The organism is Streptomyces sp. NPDC018019 (genome assembly GCF_044327805.1).
In the GTDB taxonomy this organism is placed as follows: domain Bacteria; phylum Actinomycetota; class Actinomycetes; order Streptomycetales; family Streptomycetaceae; genus Streptomyces.
In genome coordinates this window covers 87,801-105,337 of the sequence record NZ_JBIRGD010000017.1, presented here as the reverse complement: position 1 = coordinate 105,337, position 17,537 = coordinate 87,801, and the positions used below count along the sequence as shown (strand labels likewise).

The 17,537-nt window shown below is 74.3% G+C and carries 16 protein-coding genes and 1 pseudogene; 5 read left to right on the top strand and 12 right to left on the bottom strand.

From position 1 onward, the window contains the following. Positions 1 to 72 precede the first annotated feature (72 nt). Positions 73 to 687, top strand: a complete 615-nt coding sequence (locus ACH4FX_RS26520) for a TetR/AcrR family transcriptional regulator (RefSeq protein WP_398482963.1) — start codon at positions 73 to 75, stop codon at positions 685 to 687. 27 nt (positions 688 to 714) lie between these two features. Here the strand turns inward: ACH4FX_RS26520 and ACH4FX_RS26515 are convergent, their stop codons facing one another. The 10 genes and pseudogenes from ACH4FX_RS26515 to ACH4FX_RS26470 all read right to left on the bottom strand — a co-directional run bounded on the left by ACH4FX_RS26515 (position 715) and on the right by ACH4FX_RS26470 (position 9,108). Then, positions 715 to 1,605 carry a GNAT family N-acetyltransferase gene (locus ACH4FX_RS26515; RefSeq protein ID WP_398482961.1) on the bottom strand — a complete coding sequence of 297 codons (891 nt, stop codon included), beginning with the start codon at positions 1,603 to 1,605 and terminating at the stop codon, positions 715 to 717. An 89-nt stretch (positions 1,606 to 1,694) separates the two neighbouring features. After that, the gene (locus ACH4FX_RS26510; protein ID WP_398482959.1) at positions 1,695 to 2,909 is read right to left on the bottom strand and encodes an acyl-CoA dehydrogenase family protein; all 1,215 of its coding nucleotides are present in this window, start codon (positions 2,907 to 2,909) and stop codon (positions 1,695 to 1,697) included. A gap of 9 nt (positions 2,910 to 2,918) precedes the next feature. After that, positions 2,919 to 3,977 carry a phosphotransferase family protein gene (locus ACH4FX_RS26505; RefSeq protein WP_398482957.1) on the bottom strand — a complete coding sequence of 353 codons (1,059 nt, stop codon included), beginning with the start codon at positions 3,975 to 3,977 and terminating at the stop codon, positions 2,919 to 2,921. A gap of 145 nt (positions 3,978 to 4,122) precedes the next feature. Then, complete coding sequence (locus tag ACH4FX_RS26500) at positions 4,123 to 4,461, bottom strand: DUF202 domain-containing protein (protein ID WP_398482956.1); 339 nt, start codon at positions 4,459 to 4,461, stop codon at positions 4,123 to 4,125. Positions 4,462 to 4,464: 3 nt separating this feature from the next. Continuing rightward, positions 4,465 to 4,875 carry a YidH family protein gene (locus tag ACH4FX_RS26495; protein WP_398482954.1) on the bottom strand — a complete coding sequence of 137 codons (411 nt, stop codon included), beginning with the start codon at positions 4,873 to 4,875 and terminating at the stop codon, positions 4,465 to 4,467. A 110-nt stretch (positions 4,876 to 4,985) separates the two neighbouring features. After that, positions 4,986 to 5,519, bottom strand: coding sequence for an NUDIX hydrolase (locus ACH4FX_RS26490; protein WP_398483134.1), 534 nt, complete (start codon positions 5,517 to 5,519; stop codon positions 4,986 to 4,988). 64 nt (positions 5,520 to 5,583) lie between these two features. After that, on the bottom strand, positions 5,584 to 6,348 hold the full coding sequence (locus tag ACH4FX_RS26485; RefSeq protein WP_398482952.1) for a glucose 1-dehydrogenase: 765 nt from the start codon (positions 6,346 to 6,348) through the stop codon (positions 5,584 to 5,586). A gap of 54 nt (positions 6,349 to 6,402) precedes the next feature. Beyond that, entirely contained in the window at positions 6,403 to 7,056 is a 654-nt protein-coding gene (locus ACH4FX_RS26480) for a TetR family transcriptional regulator (protein ID WP_398482950.1), read from the bottom strand. Between the two features lie 52 nt (positions 7,057 to 7,108). Continuing rightward, positions 7,109 to 8,020, bottom strand: coding sequence for an MBL fold metallo-hydrolase (locus ACH4FX_RS26475; protein ID WP_398482948.1), 912 nt, complete (start codon positions 8,018 to 8,020; stop codon positions 7,109 to 7,111). 191 nt (positions 8,021 to 8,211) lie between these two features. Continuing rightward, positions 8,212 to 9,108 (bottom strand): annotated as a pseudogene (locus ACH4FX_RS26470) (DMT family transporter). A gap of 220 nt (positions 9,109 to 9,328) precedes the next feature. On the opposite strand from ACH4FX_RS26470, the gene ACH4FX_RS26465 reads away from it, so the two are divergent. The 4 genes from ACH4FX_RS26465 (at position 9,329) to ACH4FX_RS26450 (ending at position 15,930) form a co-directional block, all read left to right on the top strand. Continuing rightward, entirely contained in the window at positions 9,329 to 10,984 is a 1,656-nt protein-coding gene (locus tag ACH4FX_RS26465) for an FAD-binding dehydrogenase (RefSeq protein WP_398482946.1), read from the top strand. A 236-nt stretch (positions 10,985 to 11,220) separates the two neighbouring features. After that, entirely contained in the window at positions 11,221 to 12,180 is a 960-nt protein-coding gene (locus ACH4FX_RS26460; protein WP_398482945.1) for a hypothetical protein, read from the top strand. A gap of 153 nt (positions 12,181 to 12,333) precedes the next feature. Continuing rightward, a complete protein-coding gene (locus tag ACH4FX_RS26455) occupies positions 12,334 to 13,881 on the top strand; it encodes an APC family permease (RefSeq protein WP_398483132.1) in 1,548 nt (515 codons plus the stop codon). A 3-nt stretch (positions 13,882 to 13,884) separates the two neighbouring features. After that, a complete protein-coding gene (locus ACH4FX_RS26450) occupies positions 13,885 to 15,930 on the top strand; it encodes a primary-amine oxidase (protein ID WP_398482943.1) in 2,046 nt (681 codons plus the stop codon). Between the two features lie 5 nt (positions 15,931 to 15,935). On the opposite strand, the gene ACH4FX_RS26445 is transcribed toward ACH4FX_RS26450, so the two are convergent. Both ACH4FX_RS26445 and ACH4FX_RS26440 read right to left on the bottom strand, forming a co-directional pair. Further along, on the bottom strand, positions 15,936 to 16,832 hold the full coding sequence (locus ACH4FX_RS26445) for a phosphotransferase family protein (protein WP_398482941.1): 897 nt from the start codon (positions 16,830 to 16,832) through the stop codon (positions 15,936 to 15,938). A 275-nt stretch (positions 16,833 to 17,107) separates the two neighbouring features. Beyond that, positions 17,108 to 17,509, bottom strand: coding sequence for a (2Fe-2S) ferredoxin domain-containing protein (locus tag ACH4FX_RS26440; protein WP_398482939.1), 402 nt, complete (start codon positions 17,507 to 17,509; stop codon positions 17,108 to 17,110). Positions 17,510 to 17,537 lie beyond the last annotated feature (28 nt).

The window sequence follows — 17,537 nt, the reverse complement described above, 5'->3', positions numbered from 1 at the left end:
CCCGGCGGCGGCACGAGGCACCCGCACGACGCACACGCACGACGCACGACGCACGAGGGACAGGTGAGGGCGATGGCCGGCACGACGGACGGCGGGGGTACCGGAAGTACCGGGAACACCAAACCCGTGGCACAGCGGCTGCTGGCCACCGCCACCCGGCTCTTCGCGGAGCGGGGCTACGACCGCACCTCCGTGCAGGAGATCGTCGAGGCCGCGGGCGTCACCAAGGGCGCCCTGTACCACTACTTCGGCTCCAAGGACGACCTGCTGCACGAGGTGTACGGGCGGGTGCTGCGGCTCCAGCAGGAGCGGCTGGACCATTTCGCGGACGCCGACGCGCCGGTGGCGCAGCGGCTGCGCGACGCTGCGGCGGACGTCGTGGTCACCACCATCGAGAACCTCGACGACACGAAGATCTTCTTCCGCTCGATGCACCACCTGTCGCCCGAGAAGGACAAGCAGGTACGGGCCGAGCGGCGGCGCTACCACGAACGGTTCCGCGCGCTGGTCGAAGAGGGCCAGCGCACCGGGGTGTTCAGCAGCGCCACCCCGGCCGACCTGGTCGTGGACTACCACTTCGGCTCGGTCCACCACCTGGGCACCTGGTACCGGGAGGACGGGCCGCTGACGCCGCAACAGGTCGCCGGCCACCTCGCCGACCTGCTGCTGCGGGCGCTGCGGCCGTAAGGGCCCCCGGCACGGCTCCGAGGCCCTTCAGGCCCCGCCGATCCGCTTCTCGAACCAGTGGTGGGCGTACGGCTCGTCGTTGAAGGCCGGGACTTCCTCGAAGCCGCAGGAGCGGTACAGGCCGATCGCGTCGCCGAGCGCCTTGTTGGTGTCCAGGCGGAGTACGGCACGACCGTGCGCCGCGGCCCGTTCCTCCAGCTCGGCCAGCAGCCGGCGGCCGAGGCCGAGCCGGCGGGCCCGGGGAGCCACCCACATGCGCTTGACCTCGGCCGCGGCGCCGGGCGGCAGCTTCAGGCCGGCACAGCCGACGGGGGCGCCGTGCAGCCGGGCCACCAGGAACAGGCCCGTGGGCGCCCGGAGTTCGCCCGCGTCGGGCAGCAGGCTCCGGGCGGGGTCGAAACCGGCCTCGAACCGCTCCTGCATCTCGGTGGAGTAGGCCCGCAGGCAGTGCCGGGCGTCGGAGTGGTCCGGGTCGACCACGTCGAGCGTGACCGTCGTGGCGGTCAGCAGCCGCTCGACCTCGGCCATGGCGGCGACCAGCCGGGCGCGCTGGGCGGAGTTGAGGGGCGCCAGCAGGGAGCCGGCCAGCTCGTCGCTGCGGCCGTCGAGCACGGCGTGTTCCGCGCGGCCGGCCTCGGTGAGCCGGACGGTGCGCACCCGCCGGTCCCGGGGCTGCGGCCGCACCGTCACCAGGCCGTCGGCCTCCAGGGCCCGGAGCAGCCGGCTCAGGTAACCGGAGTCGAGCCCGAGGCGCTCGCGCAGCCGCCGTACGTCCTGGCCGCGCTCGCCGATCTCCCAGAGCAGCCGCGCCTCGCCGATGGGCCGGTCGAGGCCGAGGTAGTGGTCGTGGAGTACGCCCACGCGTGCGGTGACGGTGCGGTTGAACCGCCGCACCTGGTCGATCTGTGCCGCGTCCATTCTCTGACCCTAGTCAGGGAAATGGGGCGGGTCCAGTGGGCCGCCGGCCTGCGTCCGGCGGCCCGTACCGCGCCGCACAAGGCGCCGGGTCACCTGTGGCGCTTCAGTTCCCGGCGGGCCAGGGACCGCTGGTGCACCTCGTCCGGCCCGTCCGCCAGCCGCAGCGTGCGGGCCGCCGCCCACAGCTCAGCCAGCGGGAAATCCTGGCTGACGCCGCCCGCGCCGTGCAGCTGCACCGCCCGGTCGAGGATGTCCACGACCGTGCGCGGTGTAGCGATCTTGATGGCCTGGATCTCCGTGTGCGCACCCTTGTTGCCGACCGTGTCCATCAGCCACGCGGTCTTGAGCACCAGCAGCCGCAGCTGCTCCACGGCCACCCGCGCGTCCGCGATCCACTCCTGCACCACCCCCTGGCGCGCCAGCGGCTCGCCGAAGGCCGTACGGGACAGGGCCCGCCGGCACATCAGCTCGATGGCCCGCTCGGCCATCCCGATCAGCCGCATGCAGTGGTGGATACGGCCGGGACCGAGCCGGGCCTGCGCGATGCCGAAGCCGCCGCCCTCCTCGCCGATCAGGTTCGCGGCGGGCACCCGGACGTCGTGGAAGACCACCTCGGCATGGCCGCCGTGGTAGTGGTCCTCGTAGCCGTACACCCGCATGGCGCGCCGGACTTCGAGGCCGGGGGTGTCGCGCGGGACCAGCACCATCGACTGCTGGCGGCGCACGTCCGCGCCGTGCGGGTCGGTCTTGCCCATCACGATGAAGATCTCGCACCGCGGGTGCATCGCGCCGGAGATGTACCACTTGCGGCCGTTGATGACGTACGCGTCGCCGTCCCGCTCGATACGGGTCTCGATGTTCGTCGCGTCCGAGGAGGCCACCTCGGGCTCGGTCATCGCGAACGCCGACCGGATCTCGCCCGCCAGCAGCGGCCGCAGCCACCGCTCCTTCTGCTCCCCGGAGCCGAACTGCGCCAGCACCTCCATGTTCCCGGTGTCCGGCGCCGCGCAGTTCAGCGCGGTGGGCGCCAGCTGCGGACTGCGGCCGGTGATCTCGGCCAGCGGCGCGTACTGGAGGTTGGTCAGCCCGGCCCCGTACTCCTCGTCCGGCAGGAACAGGTTCCACAGCCCCCGCTTGCGCGCCTCGGCCTTCAGGTCCTCCACGACCTGCGGGGTGTCCCACGGCGAGGCGAGCGCGGCCCGCTGCTCGTCGGCGACCGCCTCGGCCGGGTACACGTGCTCGTCCATGAAGGCCAGCAGGCCGGCCCGCAGCTCTTCGGTACGGGCGTCGAATGCGAAGTCCATCGGTCCGCCTCAGCCTTCCTCGGTGGTCGTCAGGGTGGCGAGACCGGCCCGGCCGCGCTCGATGAAGACCGGCACCAGCTCGCCGATCCGGTCGAAGCCCGCGCCGACGGTCTGCCCGAGCGTGAAGCGGTAGTGGATGCCCTCCAGGATCACCGCGAGCTTGAAGTAGGCGAACGCCGTGTACCAGGCGACGCCGGACACGTCCCGGCCGGACCCGGCCGCGTACCGCTCGATCAGTTCGGCCGGCTCCGGATGGCCGGGCGCGCCGCGGGTGGTGGCGATCGGGGAGCCGGGCAGGTCCTCCTGCTCGCTGTACATCACCAGCAGGCCGAGGTCGGTCAGCGGGTCGCCGAGCGTGGACATCTCCCAGTCCAGCACCGCGGTGATCCGGTCGTCGGCGCCCACCAGCACGTTGTCCAGCCGGTAGTCGCCGTGCACGACGGCGGGCGCGGGCGAGGCGGGCAGCGTGGCGGCCAGCGCCTCGTGCAGCGCGTCGATGCCCGGCAGGTCGCGGTTCCTCGACGCCGCCAGCTGCTTGCCCCAGCGGCGCAGCTGCCGCTCCAGGAAGCCGTCCGGCCGGCCGAAATCGCCGAGGCCGACCGCCGCGGGGTCCACGGCGTGCAGTGCCACCAGCGTGTCCACGAGGGACAGCACCACACCGCGGGTCCGCTCCGGGCCCAGCGCGGCGAGCTGCTCCGCCGTACGGTACGGCGTGCCCGCCACCAGCTCCATCACGTAGAACGGGGCGCCGAGAACCGTCTCGTCCTCGCACAGCAGCAGCGTCCCGGGCACCGGCACCGCCGTCCCGTGCAACGCGCTGATCACCCGGTACTCGCGCGCCATGTCGTGCGCGGTGGCCAGCACGTGGCCGAGCGGCGGGCGGCGGACGACCCATCGGCCGGTGCCGTCGGTGATCCGGTAGGTGAGGTTGGACCGGCCGCCCTCGATCAGCTCGGCATCCAGGGGGCCCCGCACCGTGCCGGGGCGCTCCCGGTCCAAGTGGTCCCGCAGCCGCGCCAGATCGAGGCCCGGGGGCGCGGACCGCGGGGGAGGGGTGCCGTTGCTCATCGTGCTCCTCCGTACGGAAGGGACGGCCGCCCCGGTCGGGCGGCCGGTACGATCATGCCGACTAGTCGGTATGGCGTCCAGAGGGTGGGTGTGGGGTGTGGGTCACCCGGCCCCGAACGGGCCGGGCCGTCCCGGACACCGGCACTCAGAGGAGGAGCGCCGCGCCGAACACCGCCAGCGCGCAGGTGCAGGCCGCCAGGGCCAGTGCCGTACGGGCGGACAGGGCCGGCGGCCGGCGGTCGCACATCGCCCGCATCCGGACATGCGCCGCCGCCACGAACGCGATCCACACCACCAGCACCAGCGCGCCCGCCACGACCGCCACCGGCTCCGGGCCGTGCTGCCGCACCACCTGACGGCCCGCGAGGACGGCGACCAGCGTGCAGGACAGGGTGGTGCGCCGCCAGGCGAGCCGGGTGCGTTCCGGTTGCAGCCCCGGGTCCCGGGCCGGGCGCGGCCGCTCCCGCGGCGGGGTACCTGCCATCGGTCAGCGCGTCCAGCCGAGGACGACGAGCACCACCATCGCCGCCGCGAGCAGGCCCACGGCAACCGCCAGTACGGCCGGGAAGCGGGACGCGGGCAGGTCCTCGCCGCGCCGCATCGCCCGCTCGCAGCGCACCCAGTGGTTGACCGCCCGTACCGCGCACAGCGCGCCGCCCACCAGCAGGACCACCGTGCACGTCACCCGCAGCACCTCGTGCAGCCGGGGCAGGAACTGGTCCACCGCGAACCCGCCGCCCACCAGCGCCAGCCCGGTCCGCAGCCAGGCCAGGAAGGTGCGTTCGTTGGCGAGCGAGAAGCGGTAGTCGGGGGTCGGGCCCTCCTCGCGGACGCGCGCGGGCGTGAACCACAGCCGTACGCCCGCGCCGATCGACCGCAGCCTGTCGGTGAGGATCATGGCCAGAACCCTACGCGGTGCCGTCCCGCGGCCCGCCGTCCCGTGTCGCCGGCGGAAGCATGCCGTCCGGCTGCTCGCCTTCCCCTGTCGCGCGCGGGAGCTCGCCGCCGCTACCGCTCCCGCGCGGCCCGCCACTCCAGCAGCCGCTGCCAGGCGGCCATGCCGTCCGGCGTCCACTCCCACTGCGGGATGCGCCGCGCGAGTTCCTCCTCGGTGAGGAAGGCGTGCCAGGCCACCTCCGACTCCTGCGGCCGTACGGGCAGCGTGCAGCGCACCTCGTAGACCGCCGACCACCAGGTGTGCTCCGGCGTCTCGTACAGGAACCTGAACAGCGGGACCGGCTGCGGCAGGCCCGTCACGCCCAGCTCCTCCTCCGCCTCGCGCAGCGCCGTCGCGTCGTACGTCTCGCCCGCGCCGACCACGCCGCCGACGAACATGTCGTAGTGCGAGGGGAAGACCAGCTTCTGCGCGGTGCGCCGGTGCACGAAGATCCGGTCCTGGGCGTCCCGGGCGAGGACGAACGCGCACCGGGTGCGCAGCCGGTGGGCGTAGGCGTCGCCGCGCCGGGCCTGCCCCACGACCTCGTCGCTCTCGTCGACGACGTCGACGATCTCGTCCGCGTTCAGCGGTTGCTGTGGCTCCATGGCTTCCATGGCCCCATGCAACCAGCCCGCCGGTACCGCGGCGCGGCGGGCCCGGCGGCGCGCGTCACCGCCCCATCACGTAACGGACCGTCGGCCCTGCGGTCCAGCCGCCGTCCACCGCCAGCTCGGCCCCGGTGACGTAGGACGCCGCGTCGGACAGCAGGAAGACCACCGCCCCCGCGACCTCCTCGGCCTCGCCGACCCGCCCCATCGGCGTGTTCGGGTACTTGCCCGCGCCCTTCTCGATGCCCGCCTGCGCGGTCATCGGGGTGTGGGTCATACCGGGGTGTACCGAGTTCACCCGGATCCGGTCCGTGCCCAGCTCCACCGAGCCGATCTTCGTCAGGCCCCGCACGCCCCACTTCGAGGCACCGTAACCGCCGGTCAGGGCCAGGCCCATGAGGCCCGCCGCCGAGGAGATGTTCACGATCGAGCCCGCGCCGCGCTCGCGCATCGCCGGGATCACGGTCTTCATGCCGATGAAGACACCGGTCAGGTTCACGTCGAGGACCTTGCGGAAGAAGTCCACCGAGATCGAGTCCAGCGGCTGCCCGGTGGCTATGCCCGCGTTGTTCACCAGCCCGTCGATGCCGCCGAAGGTGGCCGTCGTGAAGTCGGCGGCCCGCTGCCAGCCGTCCTCCGAGGTTACGTCGTGCACGAGGAACCGGGCGCGCTCGCCGAGCCGTTCCGCCGTCGCCCGGCCCTCCTCCTCCAGCACGTCGGTGAGCACGACGTGCGCGCCGGCCGCGACCGCCTGCTCGGCGGCAGCGGCTCCCAGGCCGCGGGCCCCGCCGGTGATGATGATGGTCTTGCCGTGCAGGTCGGGCATGGTCGGCTCCTCGCCTGGGGGAAGGGGGTGGTGCGGCGTGCGGGTCCGGTCCGGCTACGGGTACGGGGCGGCGGCGGGGGCCAGCAGGAACGCCACCGTGCTGCCGGTGAGATCGGCGAGGAAGAACTCCTCGCAGGTCAGCGGCCGGACGCCGGCCAGGTGCTGCCGGGCGCGGTCGGCCAGCGCCGCGCCGATCAGCGTCAGCGCCAGCTCGATCCGCTCCAGCCGCAGTGCCTCGGGCAGGCCCGCCGCGGCGAGCGCGTCCTCCACCAGGCCGATCAGCCGCCAGGTCGCGGTGCCCGCCAGCGTCGGATGCGGGGTGCGGGTGCGGACGCCGCTCTCGTGGGTCAACTGGGCGGAGATGCGCAGGCAGCGGCGGCCCCGGTCGTCGCGCAGCTGGGTCGCCTCGGCGGTGACCAGCGCGCCGACCAGGGCCCGCGGATCGGGCCCGGCCGCGCCGGACCGGGCCTCCACCGCCGCCAGCGCGGGCGCGAGCACCGCTTCCGTACGGGCCAGCCGCCCGGCCATCACGGCGGCCAGCAGCCCGGCCCGCGAACCGAAGTGGTACTGCACGGCCGACGGGTTGCCCTGCCCGGCCAGCCGCACGATGTCCCGCGTCTGCGCCCCGTCGACGCCGTGCGCCGCGAAAAGCTCCTCCGCGGCGCGCAGCAGCTTCTCCCGGGTCGCGGCTCCCGACGCTCTCGCCATGCGCGCACTCTAATGCTGGACATTATTAGCCGTCGAGGGACGGCCACGGCCCTCACCAGCGCACGGCCGTGAAGTCGACCGGCCGCGGGCGCAGTTCCCGGGTGCGCGCGGCGAGCCGCCGTACGCGGTCGGCCATGTCGGCGGCGGGCAGGTGCATCCGGTCGCCGTGGCCGGGCAGCAGCCACTCGAAGCGCAGGCCGACGGCGGTGCGGGCCAGGGAGGCGGCCAACTCCTCGATCGAGTACCAGGTGACGCTGTCCGCCACCTCGACGTCGCCGGTCGTGCGCGACCAGTAGAAGCTGTCCCCGCTGAAGCAGTACCGCTCGTCGGCGACGTAGAGCACGCTGCCCGGGGTGTGGCCGGGCAGCGGATGGGCGAGCACGCCGTCGCCGATCTCCACGCTCCGCGTGCCGCGCAGTACGCGGTCGGCGTCCGGCGCGGCGTCCAGGTCGCCTTCGTGGATCCACAGCCGGGCCCCGAGGCGGTCGGCGTACCGGCGGCCGTGTGCCGCGTGGTCCCGGTGGGTGAGCAGGACGTCGGTGACCGGGCCGAGGGCCTCGTACCGGGCGGCCAGCGGTTCGCTCCAGCGTGGTGTGTCCACCATCATCAGCGTCCCGCCGGGGCGCCGCAGGAGGTAGGCGTTGGCCCCGGCGGTGTGCTGCGAGTTGTGCCCGCACAGCAGTACGTCGCCGTCGCCGAGCGGCATCGGGAACGGGTCCAGCTCCGGGGCCAGGCGGTGGCCGGGCCGCCGGATGGAGCGGGTCGGGCAGGCGAACGCGGCGGCGTGCAGCAGCCGTTCCTCCGTCGCGTCCCGTGGCTGCCGGACCACTTCGGAGCGTCCGTGGGTCTCGATGATCAGCCCCGGGGCGAGCTGCCGGGCGACATCGCAGTTGGTGCAGCGGTCGTCGACGTACCAGGCGTCCGCGTCCTGGGCGCTTTCGGGGGCAGGTCGGGCGTCGTTCATGGCATGCCTCACTCTTCAGGTGGCTTGTGTGGGGTTCGTAGGAAGAGGTATCGCGCCGCGTCCGTGAAGTGGAAGGGGTCCCGGGGCTTGTTTCTGCTGGTCAAGGGGTCTCTCACAACGGGCTCTTCATGTCGAGTACATGACAACCGGACCCGCGCCGGGCGCCCGCCCGACACCCCGTCCACCGCCCGTCACCTCTCACCCCACCCGCGCACCATCGGCACCCGCTCCAGCCGCCCGGTCACCCCCGCCGGCATCGCCGGACGACGGCCGATCAGCACGATGCCACCCACCACCGCGGCCAGTCCGGCCGCCTCCCAGGCGAGCGCCCCGGCGGTCAGGTTCAGCCGGTCGCCCAGGAAACCGACCCCGCACACGATGCCCGCCAGCGGCTGGGCCGCCGTCAGGGCGGGCAGCGACATGCGCGGGGGCGCCGTCTCGAAGGCGCTCTGGACCAGCACCAGCGCGAGCACGCCCAGCGCGAGCACCGCGTACGGTTCCCAGCCGGTGAGCAGCGCCGGCCAGCCGCCGCGCCCGAACCGCTCGCCGCTGATCCGGGTCAGGGCGTCCTGGAGGCCGTACAGCAGTCCGGCCGCGACGCCCAGCAGCGCCGCCTCCCGGCTCATCCGCACCCGCTTGGCGCAGGCCGCCAGCAGCAGCGCGAGGCCCAGCACCGCGCCCATGACCAGCCAGTGCCGCAGCGGACCGGGTGAGGCTCCGGCCGCCGTGCGGCTCGCCGGCCACGATGAACACTGTCACGCCGCCCGCCAGCAGCCACAGACCGCCCCCGCCCCGCCGGCCCAGCCGCTGCCGGGTGAGGCGCCGGGACAGGGCCATCGCGAACAGCAGGTTCGTGGCCAGCAGCGGTTCGACGAGGGTGACCTCGCCCAGGCCCAGCGCCGCCGCGCCCAGCGCCATGCCGGCGACCATGAAGCCGAGGCCGGCCGGCGCGGCATCCGCGCCAGGTCGAGCAGCAGCCGCAGGGAGAGGAAGTCCTGCATCGGGGCCCGCTGGGCCGCGTTCTGCTGGAGCACGAATCCGCAGCCCAGACAGCCGGCCGCGCTCACGGCCAGCAGGAACACCGTCACGTCACGCACCTCAAGTCGGGCGGGGAGACGGGGACTTGGCCGAGGATGGCGAGCCGTGCCGCCGCCCGCCGCCCGCCCGCCGACACCGGGCACGCCCGGGTACCCCGTCGGTGTGCCACCCGAACCCGCGGTTGACGCGCTGCGTGCCCGCACTGAGGATCGGTACCCACGACGGCGGCCGGGGCCTCCGGTGCCGCGGCGAGGAGGGAAACGGGCGGGCATGGCCTACGACGCTGACGTGATCGTGATCGGAGCGGGCCTGGCGGGCCTCGCGGCCACCGCGGAGCTGGCCGAGGCCGGCCGCAAGGTGATCCTCCTGGACCAGGAACCGGCCGGCGGCCTCGGCGGCCAGGCGCACTGGTCCTTCGGCGGCCTCTTCCTCGTCGACTCGCCCGAGCAGCGCCGGCTGCGCATCCGCGACAGCCACGAGCTGGCCTGGCAGGACTGGCTCGGCGCGGCCGGCTTCGACCGCCCGGAGGACCACTGGCCGCGCAAGTGGGCCGAGGCGTACGTGGACTTCGCGGCGGGGGAGAAGCGCGCCTGGCTGCACCGGCAGGGCGTACGGTTCTTCCCGGTCGTCGGCTGGGCCGAGCGCGGCGGCTACCAGGCGACCGGGCACGGCAACTCCGTACCCCGCTTCCACATCACCTGGGGCACCGGCCCTGGCCTGGTCGAGCCGTTCGCGCGGCGGGTGCGGGCCGGGGTGGCGCGCGGCCTGGTGGAGCTGCGCTTCCGGCACCGCGTCACCGGCCTGGCGCGCAGCGCGGGCACCGTCGACACCGTCACCGGCGACATCCTGGAGCCGTCGGACGCCGGGCGCGGCATGCCCAGCAGCCGGGAGACCGTCGGTGCCTTCGAACTGCGCGCCCAGGCCGTGGTCGTCACCTCGGGCGGCATCGGCGGCAACCACGACCTGGTGCGCGCCAACTGGCCCGAACGGCTGGGCCGGCCGCCGGAGCGGATGCTGTCCGGGGTGCCCGCCCACGTGGACGGTCTGATGCTTGGCGTCACCGAGGCCGCCGGCGGCCGGATCATCAACCGGGACCGGATGTGGCACTATACCGAGGGCATCGACAACTGGAACCCGGTCTGGCCCCGGCACGGCATCCGCATCCTGTCCGGGCCGTCCCCGCTGTGGCTGGACGCGCGCGGCAACCGGCTGCCGGTACCGCTCTTCCCCGGCTTCGACACCCTCGGCACCCTCGAACACATCATGCGCACCGGCCACGACCACACCTGGTTCGTGCTCACCCGGAAGATCATCGAGAAGGAGTTCACCCTTTCCGGGTCCGAGCAGAACCCGGACCTGACCGGGCGCAGCGTCCGCGACGTGCTGGGGCGGGCGCTGCCCGGCGCCCCGGCACCGGTCCAGGCGTTCATGGACCGGGGCGCGGACTTCATCGTCGAGCGCTCGCTCGGCGACCTGGTACGGCGGATGAACCAGCTGACCAAGGAACCGCTGATCGACGAGGCCGCGCTGCGCCGCGAAATCGTCGCCCGGGACCGCGAGATCAGCAACTCCTTCACCAAGGACCTCCAGGTCACCGCCGTGCGCGGCGCCCGCAAGTACCTGGGCGACCGGCTGATCCGCACCGCGCCCCCGCACCGGCTGCTGGACCCGAAGGCCGGTCCGCTGATCGCCGTACGGCTGAGCATCCTCACCCGCAAGACGCTCGGCGGTCTGGAGACGGACCTGTCCTCCCGGGTGCTGACCGAGGGCGGCGAGCCCCTGTCCGGCGTGTACGCGGCGGGTGAGGCGGCGGGCTTCGGCGGTGGCGGGGTGCACGGCTACCGGTCGCTGGAGGGCACCTTCCTGGGCGGCTGCATCTTCTCGGGCCGTACGGCGGGGCGGACGGCGGCCAAGGCGGTGGGGTGACGGCGGCGATGTGACCGGGGCGCCCGGGCGCGGCCGCCGCCGGCTTGTTGACAAGTGCGTTGACAGGCAAGGCAGTTGGTATTCCGGCCATTCTCGGTACAGCCTTGACGCGAAGCTGTGCCTGCCGGTTTGCTGTGCGTGACCGTTCGGTGTCGATCAGTCCACCGATTCTGCACACACGCGCCCGGACGCGGCGCGCGTCCGGAGGTGAAGCGCGTCGTGGAGTGTTCCTGCCTGTGACCCCGCCCCCGCCCCCACCCCCACCGCTGGGCCGGTCCCGCCGCAAGGACGCGCTGGTCCTCGACCCGGCCCTGGACGACGCCGACCTCGCCGCCTCCGTGGACGCCCTGGCGCACGGCCGCTGGGCCCGGGTACGGACCCTGCTGGCCGACACCGGAACCGACTGGGACCTGCGCGGCCACCGGCTGGTGGTGCTCGCCGAGGGCCCGGCCAGCGCCGCCTGGGCCGGGGACTGGCGGCTCGCCGAACCCGACAGCGCCGACGCCGCCGCCCTGCTCGGCTGCGCCCTCGTCTTCCAGGCGCTGCGCGGCAGGAGCAGTGCGGACGCGGCCCGCGAAGCCTGCCGCCTCGCCGCCGACATGGCGCCCCGCGACCCGACGCCGTGGCTGGGCATGCTGCTCCTCGCCCGCCGCACCGGCACCCCCGACGAACGCGAGCACGCCTTCGACCAGGTACGGGCCCGGCACCCGGACCACCACCACGCCCACCACCTGATGGCCGCCTGCCTGGCCGAGCAGCAGCAGGGCGGCGCCGCCGACCCGCTGCACCAGGTCTACGACTTCGCGTACTGGGCCGCCGAACAGGCCCCCGCCGACTCGCCGCTGGCGATCCTGCCTGTCGTCGCGCACGCGGAGCGCTACCGCGCGCTGGCCGCCGCCGGACTCGAACCCGCGGACCCGGCCGCCTCCGGCCACTGGTCCACCCGCCGCGCGCGCCAGGTCATGAAGGCGGCCTTCGACTGGTGGCTGGAATGGGAGGGCGAGGACCACCCGCGGCGCAAGGTGGACCTCAACTTCCTCGCCCACGCCAAGTACCACGAGGGAAGGATGGCCGAGGCCGCCGCGCTCTTCCACCGCATCGGCCCGCACGTCACCGCCGCACCGTGGTCCTACCCGGACCGGGACGCCCGGAAGGCGTTCAAGGCCGCCCGGGACACCGCCTTCAGCACCGCTTGACCCCGGCGCCCGGCCCGTCCGGCCCCCGGCCGCGCCCGGCGCCCGCACGACGTACGCAGCACCACGCGCCACCCCCGTCTCCGCGCTCCACGGAAAGGACACCTCCGCGCCATGCTGACGAGCAGTACGGGAAACAAGGGCAATCCGGGACGCATGGGCAGACCGGACGGCCCCGGCGAGATCAGTACGTTCAAGGGCCAGGAGCGGGCCCTGCGCGCCGGGCGCATCGGCACGCCGGGCCTGCTGCTGTCCGTGCTGGCCGCCAGCGCGCCCCTGATGGTGGTCGCCGGCGTCATGGTCACCACGTACCAGGTCATGGGCATCGTCGGGCAGCCGCTGCTCTTCGTCATCCTGGGTGTGGTGATGGCGCTGTTCAGCGTCGGCTACGCGGAGATGAGCCGGCACGTCCACAACGCCGGCGCCTTCTACGCGTACATCGCGCGCGGCCTCGGCGGCACGGCCGGCGCCGGCGCCTCCTTCGTCGCGCTCGCCGCCTACAGCGCCCTCCAGTTCGGCATCTACGGCATCTTCGGCTTCGAGGTCTCCGGGCTGCTCGGCAAGCACCTGGGCGTCACCGTCGCCTGGTGGGTGCCCGCCCTGCTCGGCGTCCTGGTCATCGGTGTGCTCGGCGCGCTGAAGATCGACCTGAACGCCAAGGTGCTGGGCGTCCTGCTCGCCATCGAGGTCGTGCTGATCGTCGTCTTCGACCTCGCCTTCGCGGCCCGGCCGGGCCCGCAGGGCCTGACGCTGCACGCCTTCGACCCGGCCACCCTCGGCGGCGCGGGCCTGGGCACCGCGCTGTGCTTCGCCGTCGCCGCGTTCGTCGGCTTCGAACAGGCCCCCGTCTACGCCGAGGAGACCAGCCGGCCGCAGACCGTGGTGGCCCGGGTGATGTTCCTCGCCGTCGGCTTCGTCGCGGTCTTCTTCGCGCTCAGCTCCTGGCTGATCGGCGTCGCCACCGGGCCGGACCACGTCGTGGCCACCGCGGGCCGGGAAGGCCCCAACCTGGTCTTCGCGCTCACCGCGCCGCGGCTCGGCGGCACCTTCACCGACCTTTTGCACGTGTTCTTCGTGACCGGCATCTTCGCCTCGATGCTCAGCTTCCACAACGTGGTGGCCCGCTACGCCTTCGCCATGGGCCGCGAGGGCCTGCTGCCCGCGGCGCTCGGCCGCACCGCCAGGTCCAGCGGCGCGCCCGCGCTCGGCTCGCTGCTCCAGTCCGTCATCTCGCTCGTCGTCGTGGCCGCCTTCGCGCTCACCGACCGGACGCCCGCCGGGGACCCCACCACCCCCGTACTGAAGCTGTTCACCTGGGGCGGCAACGTGGGCGCGCTCGGCGTGATCGTGCTGATGGCGACCGCGTCGGTGGCCGTCATCGCCTTCTTCGTACGGCGCGGCGCGGCCCGGGCGCAGGCGGGGCGGCTGCTGGCCGCCGGGCTGGCCGCGCTCGGCCTGCTGACCGTTCTGGTGTACGCGGTCAAGGACTTCGGCGTGCTGGTCAGCGCCGCGGCGGGCTCGGTGCTGAACTGGGTGCTGCCCGGCGTCATCGGCCTGGCGGCCGTGGTCGGGCTGGTCCACGGGCGCGTGCTGCGGGCCCGGCGCCCGCGGACGCACGCCCGCATCGGTCTGGGCAACGAGGCGTTCCAATTGGAGAAGGCGGCGAGCGCGCCGTCCCCGTCGACCCCGCGTGAGGAGAGCTGACCGATGGCAGACAGCGCGAGGGGCCCCCGGCCGTCCGGACCGGCGGACACGACGGCCACCACCCCGCGGCCGCCCGGACGGGAAGACGCCCCCGTACCGCGGCCGTCCGGACGGCAGAGCGCCACCGCCCCGCACCCGCTGGACCCGCTCACCGCCGCGGAGATCACCGCCGCCCGCGTGGTCCTGGACGACGCGGGGCTGGTGGGGGACACCACCCGCTTCCCGCTGATCCTGCCGGACGAACCGGACCGGCACACCGTGGCCGCCCACCGCCCCGGGGACCCGGTCGTCCGGCGGCTGCGCGTCACCCTCCTGGACACCGCGACCGGAGCCGGCTCCGAGGCGGTGGTCGACGTGACCGCCCGGGTGCTGCTCGCACACCGCGACCTGGACCCGGCGGCGGACGGCCGGCCGCCCATCCTCTTCGAGGAGTACGAGCGCTGCGACGAGATCGTCAAGGCCGACCCGGGCTGGCGCACGGCCATGGCCGAGCGCGGCATCACCGACACCACGCTCGCCGTCTGCGCCCCGCTGGCCGCCGGCAACTTCGGCCGCGCCGAGGAGACCGGGCGCCGGATGCTGCGCTCGCTGACGTTCTTGCGCTGCGACACCGCCGACAACCCGTTCGCGCACCCCGTGGGCGGCCTGGTCGCCGACGTGGACCTCACCGAACGGCGGGTCATCCGGCTCATCGACACCGGAGCGGTGCCGGTCCCGGCGGAATGCGGACGCTACGAGGCCGAGTTCAACGGGCCCGCGCGCACCGACCTCAGGCCCCTGGAGATCAGCCAGCCCGCCGGCCCCTCCTTCACCCTGGACGGACACCGCCTGACCTGGCAGAACTGGTCGCTGCGGCTGGACTTCAATGCCCGCGAGGGCCTGGTTCTGCACGAGCTGTCCGTCCGCGACGGCGACCGCGTACGCCCCGTGCTGCACCGCGCCTCGCTGGCCGAGATGGCCGTCCCGTACGCCGACCCCGGCGCGGACCGCAACTGGATCTGCTACCTGGACGTCGGCGAGTACACCCTCGGCCGCAACGCCAACGCGCTGCGGCTGGGCTGCGACTGCCTCGGCGAGATCGTGTACGTGGACGCCGTCGTCCCCGACGACCACGGTGTCCCGCAGACGCTGCCCAACGCCATCTGCATCCACGAGGAGGACCACGGCCTCCTGTGGAAACACAGCAACATGTTCGACGACTTCACCGCGGAGAGCCGCCGCTCCCGCCGCCTGGTCGTCTCCTGGATCGCCACGCTGGGCAACTACGACTACGGCTTCTACTGGTACCTCTACCAGGACGGCGGCATCGAGTTCGAGGTCAAGTCCACCGGCCTGGTGCAGACCTCGGCGTCCGCACCGGGCACCGTGTCCCCGTACGCCACCGAGGTGGCCCCCGGCCTCCAGGCTCCGTACCACCAGCATCTGTTCTGCGCCCGGCTGGACCCGGCGGTGGACGGCCACGCGAACACGGTGGAGGAGGTCGATGTCGTCCCGCTCCCCATGGGCCCGGACAACCCCAACGGCAACGCCTTCACCGTCCGCGCCACCCCCGTCACCGACTCCGGCGAGGCGGGACGGCTGGCCGACCCGGCCGCCGGGCGCCGCTGGCGGATCACCAACCCCGCCGCCCGCAACCGGACCGGACAGCCGGTCGCCTACACCCTGACCCCGCAGCCGGCCGGCCCCACGCTGCTCGCCCGGCCCGGCTCACCGGTCGCCGCCCGGGTCGCCTACGCCACCAAACACCTGTGGGTCACCCGGAGCGCCCCCGACCGCCGCTTCCCGGACGGCGACCACCCCAACCAGCACCCCGGCGGCGCGGGTGTCACCGAGTGGTCGCGCCCCGGCGAGTCCCTGGAGAACACCGCCCTGACGCTCTGGCACTGCTTCGGGCCGACGCACCTGCCGCGGCCGGAGGACTGGCCGGTCATGCCGGTCGACCGCTGCGGCTTCACGCTGCGGCCGACCGGGTTCTTCGACCGGAACCCGACGCTCGACCTGCCGCGCGAGAGCGGCGGGGGCGGGCACTGCCACGGCCAGGGGACGTAAGCGGATCAGGCGCCTTCCGGCCCGTCCAGGGCCGTCGGCTCCCACGCCCTCCGCAACTGCGTGCGCAGCAGCGGCAAGGGGCTGTCGTCCAGGCCGCGGAGCCGGTCGGAGAGGAGCGTCAGCGTGTCGCAGCGGGCCAGTTGCAGCGCGCGGGCGTACGCGCCGGGGCCGAACCCGGCGGCCGTCGCGATCCGTACGGCGGCCACGGCGCCGACCGAGATCGCGAGCCCGGCGACGTCCTCGGCGGAGTCGCCGGTCACCGCGTCCGTCCAGTCCAGCACGCCGCCGATCCGCCCGTCCTCGGTCACGAGCAGGTGCTCGCCCTTGAGGTCGTTGTGCACCAGGGTGCCGGGAGCCGTCGCGGCTTCCGCCCCTGGCACGCGCAGCCGTGGCAGCCACGCCCCGTCGAACTCGCCGCGCGCCGCCACGGCTTCCGCCGCCGCCGAGGCCCGGCGCAGCAGACCGGGCATGTTGCGCGGGGCCTCCGGCGGTACGCCCAGCGCCTCGGCGTCCGCCACGGGCACCTGCGCGAGCTGGACGAGCAGCCGTACGAGATCGGCTTCGCCCGCCGCCGGGACCGGGCGCCGCTCGGCGGAAACCCCGTCCAGCCGGGTGTCGAGGGTGAACGCGCGCCCCCGGGCCCAGTCCCCGCTCGCCACGCTCACCGGCACCGGAACGCCGGTCCGCCCGCCGATCAGCTCGCGCAGCGCGACCTCCCGGCGCAGCCGCTCCGACCCACCAAAGCCGAGCGCGCACCGCGCCACATGATCCGGTCCCACCCACCAGGACGCGTGGTCGCCGCCTTCACCGATGGGCCGGACGTCGGCGGCGCCCACGCCGGGCACGGCCTCCTGGGCCAGCCGGGCCACCTCTGCCGCCTCGGGCAGGCGTTCCTCCGTCATGATCACCATCATGCCGCAGGACGCCGGCCGGGCGCCGCCGTGTTCCACCGTGTTCCGCGATGTTCCACCGCGTCCAGGCGGTCGCTCCGGCAACGGCCGTATCCGGGGCGGAGGGAACCCCGGTCCGCGTTGCCGAGGCGGGCGGAGGTGAGCCGAGGCGGGCTGCGTGCCTACTGGGCGAATCGAACGTGATCGTCCCCCCGGCGGGGGCTTACCCAAGGGTGGCGGGGACGAAGCCCCCGGGCCAAGTCCGGCCCCGGGCCAGATGCCCGTGCTCAGCCCTCCAGCGCCTCCCGCACCCGCCGTGACACGGTGAACGTGTACAGATCCAGCACCCCCGGCGGCTCCGCCAGGCCGGGGCCGCCGGCGCGGATCCAGGCGGCCACGTCGTCCAGCGCCGCGTCGTCGTTGACCAGGCCCAGCCACACCGGGCGCCCGCCCGCCGCCCGGCCCGCGCGGGACGGCTGGACCACGACGACGTTGGCCTGGTCGCAGACGTCCAGGCACTCCGAGGCGCGGACCTCCGCCGCGCCCGCCAGCGCGGCCCGCAGCCGCGGGATCTGCGCCGCGTGGTCCACGCCCGGGACCTTGCGCGGATCACCGCAGCAGCAGCCGCGGCAGACCGTGACGCGGCAGGGGGTTTCGGCGGGCTGGCGGCCGGCACGCTTGTTGATCATTCGGCCCATGCTACGTGGGGTAGGTATC

Excerpts from the sequence above, each read along its gene's own strand:
- ACH4FX_RS26520 (WP_398482963.1), top strand. The coding sequence starts at position 73 with ATGGCCGGCACGACGGACGGCGGGGGTACCGGAAGTACCGGGAACACC.
- ACH4FX_RS26515 (WP_398482961.1), bottom strand. The coding sequence starts at position 1,605 with ATGGACGCGGCACAGATCGACCAGGTGCGGCGGTTCAACCGCACCGTC.
- ACH4FX_RS26510 (WP_398482959.1), bottom strand. The coding sequence starts at position 2,909 with ATGGACTTCGCATTCGACGCCCGTACCGAAGAGCTGCGGGCCGGCCTG.
- ACH4FX_RS26505 (WP_398482957.1), bottom strand. The coding sequence starts at position 3,977 with ATGAGCAACGGCACCCCTCCCCCGCGGTCCGCGCCCCCGGGCCTCGAT.
- ACH4FX_RS26500 (WP_398482956.1), bottom strand. The coding sequence starts at position 4,461 with ATGGCAGGTACCCCGCCGCGGGAGCGGCCGCGCCCGGCCCGGGACCCG.
- ACH4FX_RS26495 (WP_398482954.1), bottom strand. The coding sequence starts at position 4,875 with ATGATCCTCACCGACAGGCTGCGGTCGATCGGCGCGGGCGTACGGCTG.
- ACH4FX_RS26490 (WP_398483134.1), bottom strand. The coding sequence starts at position 5,519 with ATGGAGCCACAGCAACCGCTGAACGCGGACGAGATCGTCGACGTCGTC.
- ACH4FX_RS26485 (WP_398482952.1), bottom strand. The coding sequence starts at position 6,348 with ATGCCCGACCTGCACGGCAAGACCATCATCATCACCGGCGGGGCCCGC.
- ACH4FX_RS26480 (WP_398482950.1), bottom strand. The coding sequence starts at position 7,056 with ATGGCGAGAGCGTCGGGAGCCGCGACCCGGGAGAAGCTGCTGCGCGCC.
- ACH4FX_RS26475 (WP_398482948.1), bottom strand. The coding sequence starts at position 8,020 with ATGAACGACGCCCGACCTGCCCCCGAAAGCGCCCAGGACGCGGACGCC.
- ACH4FX_RS26465 (WP_398482946.1), top strand. The coding sequence starts at position 9,329 with ATGGCCTACGACGCTGACGTGATCGTGATCGGAGCGGGCCTGGCGGGC.
- ACH4FX_RS26455 (WP_398483132.1), top strand. The coding sequence starts at position 12,334 with ATGGGCAGACCGGACGGCCCCGGCGAGATCAGTACGTTCAAGGGCCAG.
- ACH4FX_RS26450 (WP_398482943.1), top strand. The coding sequence starts at position 13,885 with ATGGCAGACAGCGCGAGGGGCCCCCGGCCGTCCGGACCGGCGGACACG.
- ACH4FX_RS26445 (WP_398482941.1), bottom strand. The coding sequence starts at position 16,832 with ATGACGGAGGAACGCCTGCCCGAGGCGGCAGAGGTGGCCCGGCTGGCC.
- ACH4FX_RS26440 (WP_398482939.1), bottom strand. The coding sequence starts at position 17,509 with ATGATCAACAAGCGTGCCGGCCGCCAGCCCGCCGAAACCCCCTGCCGC.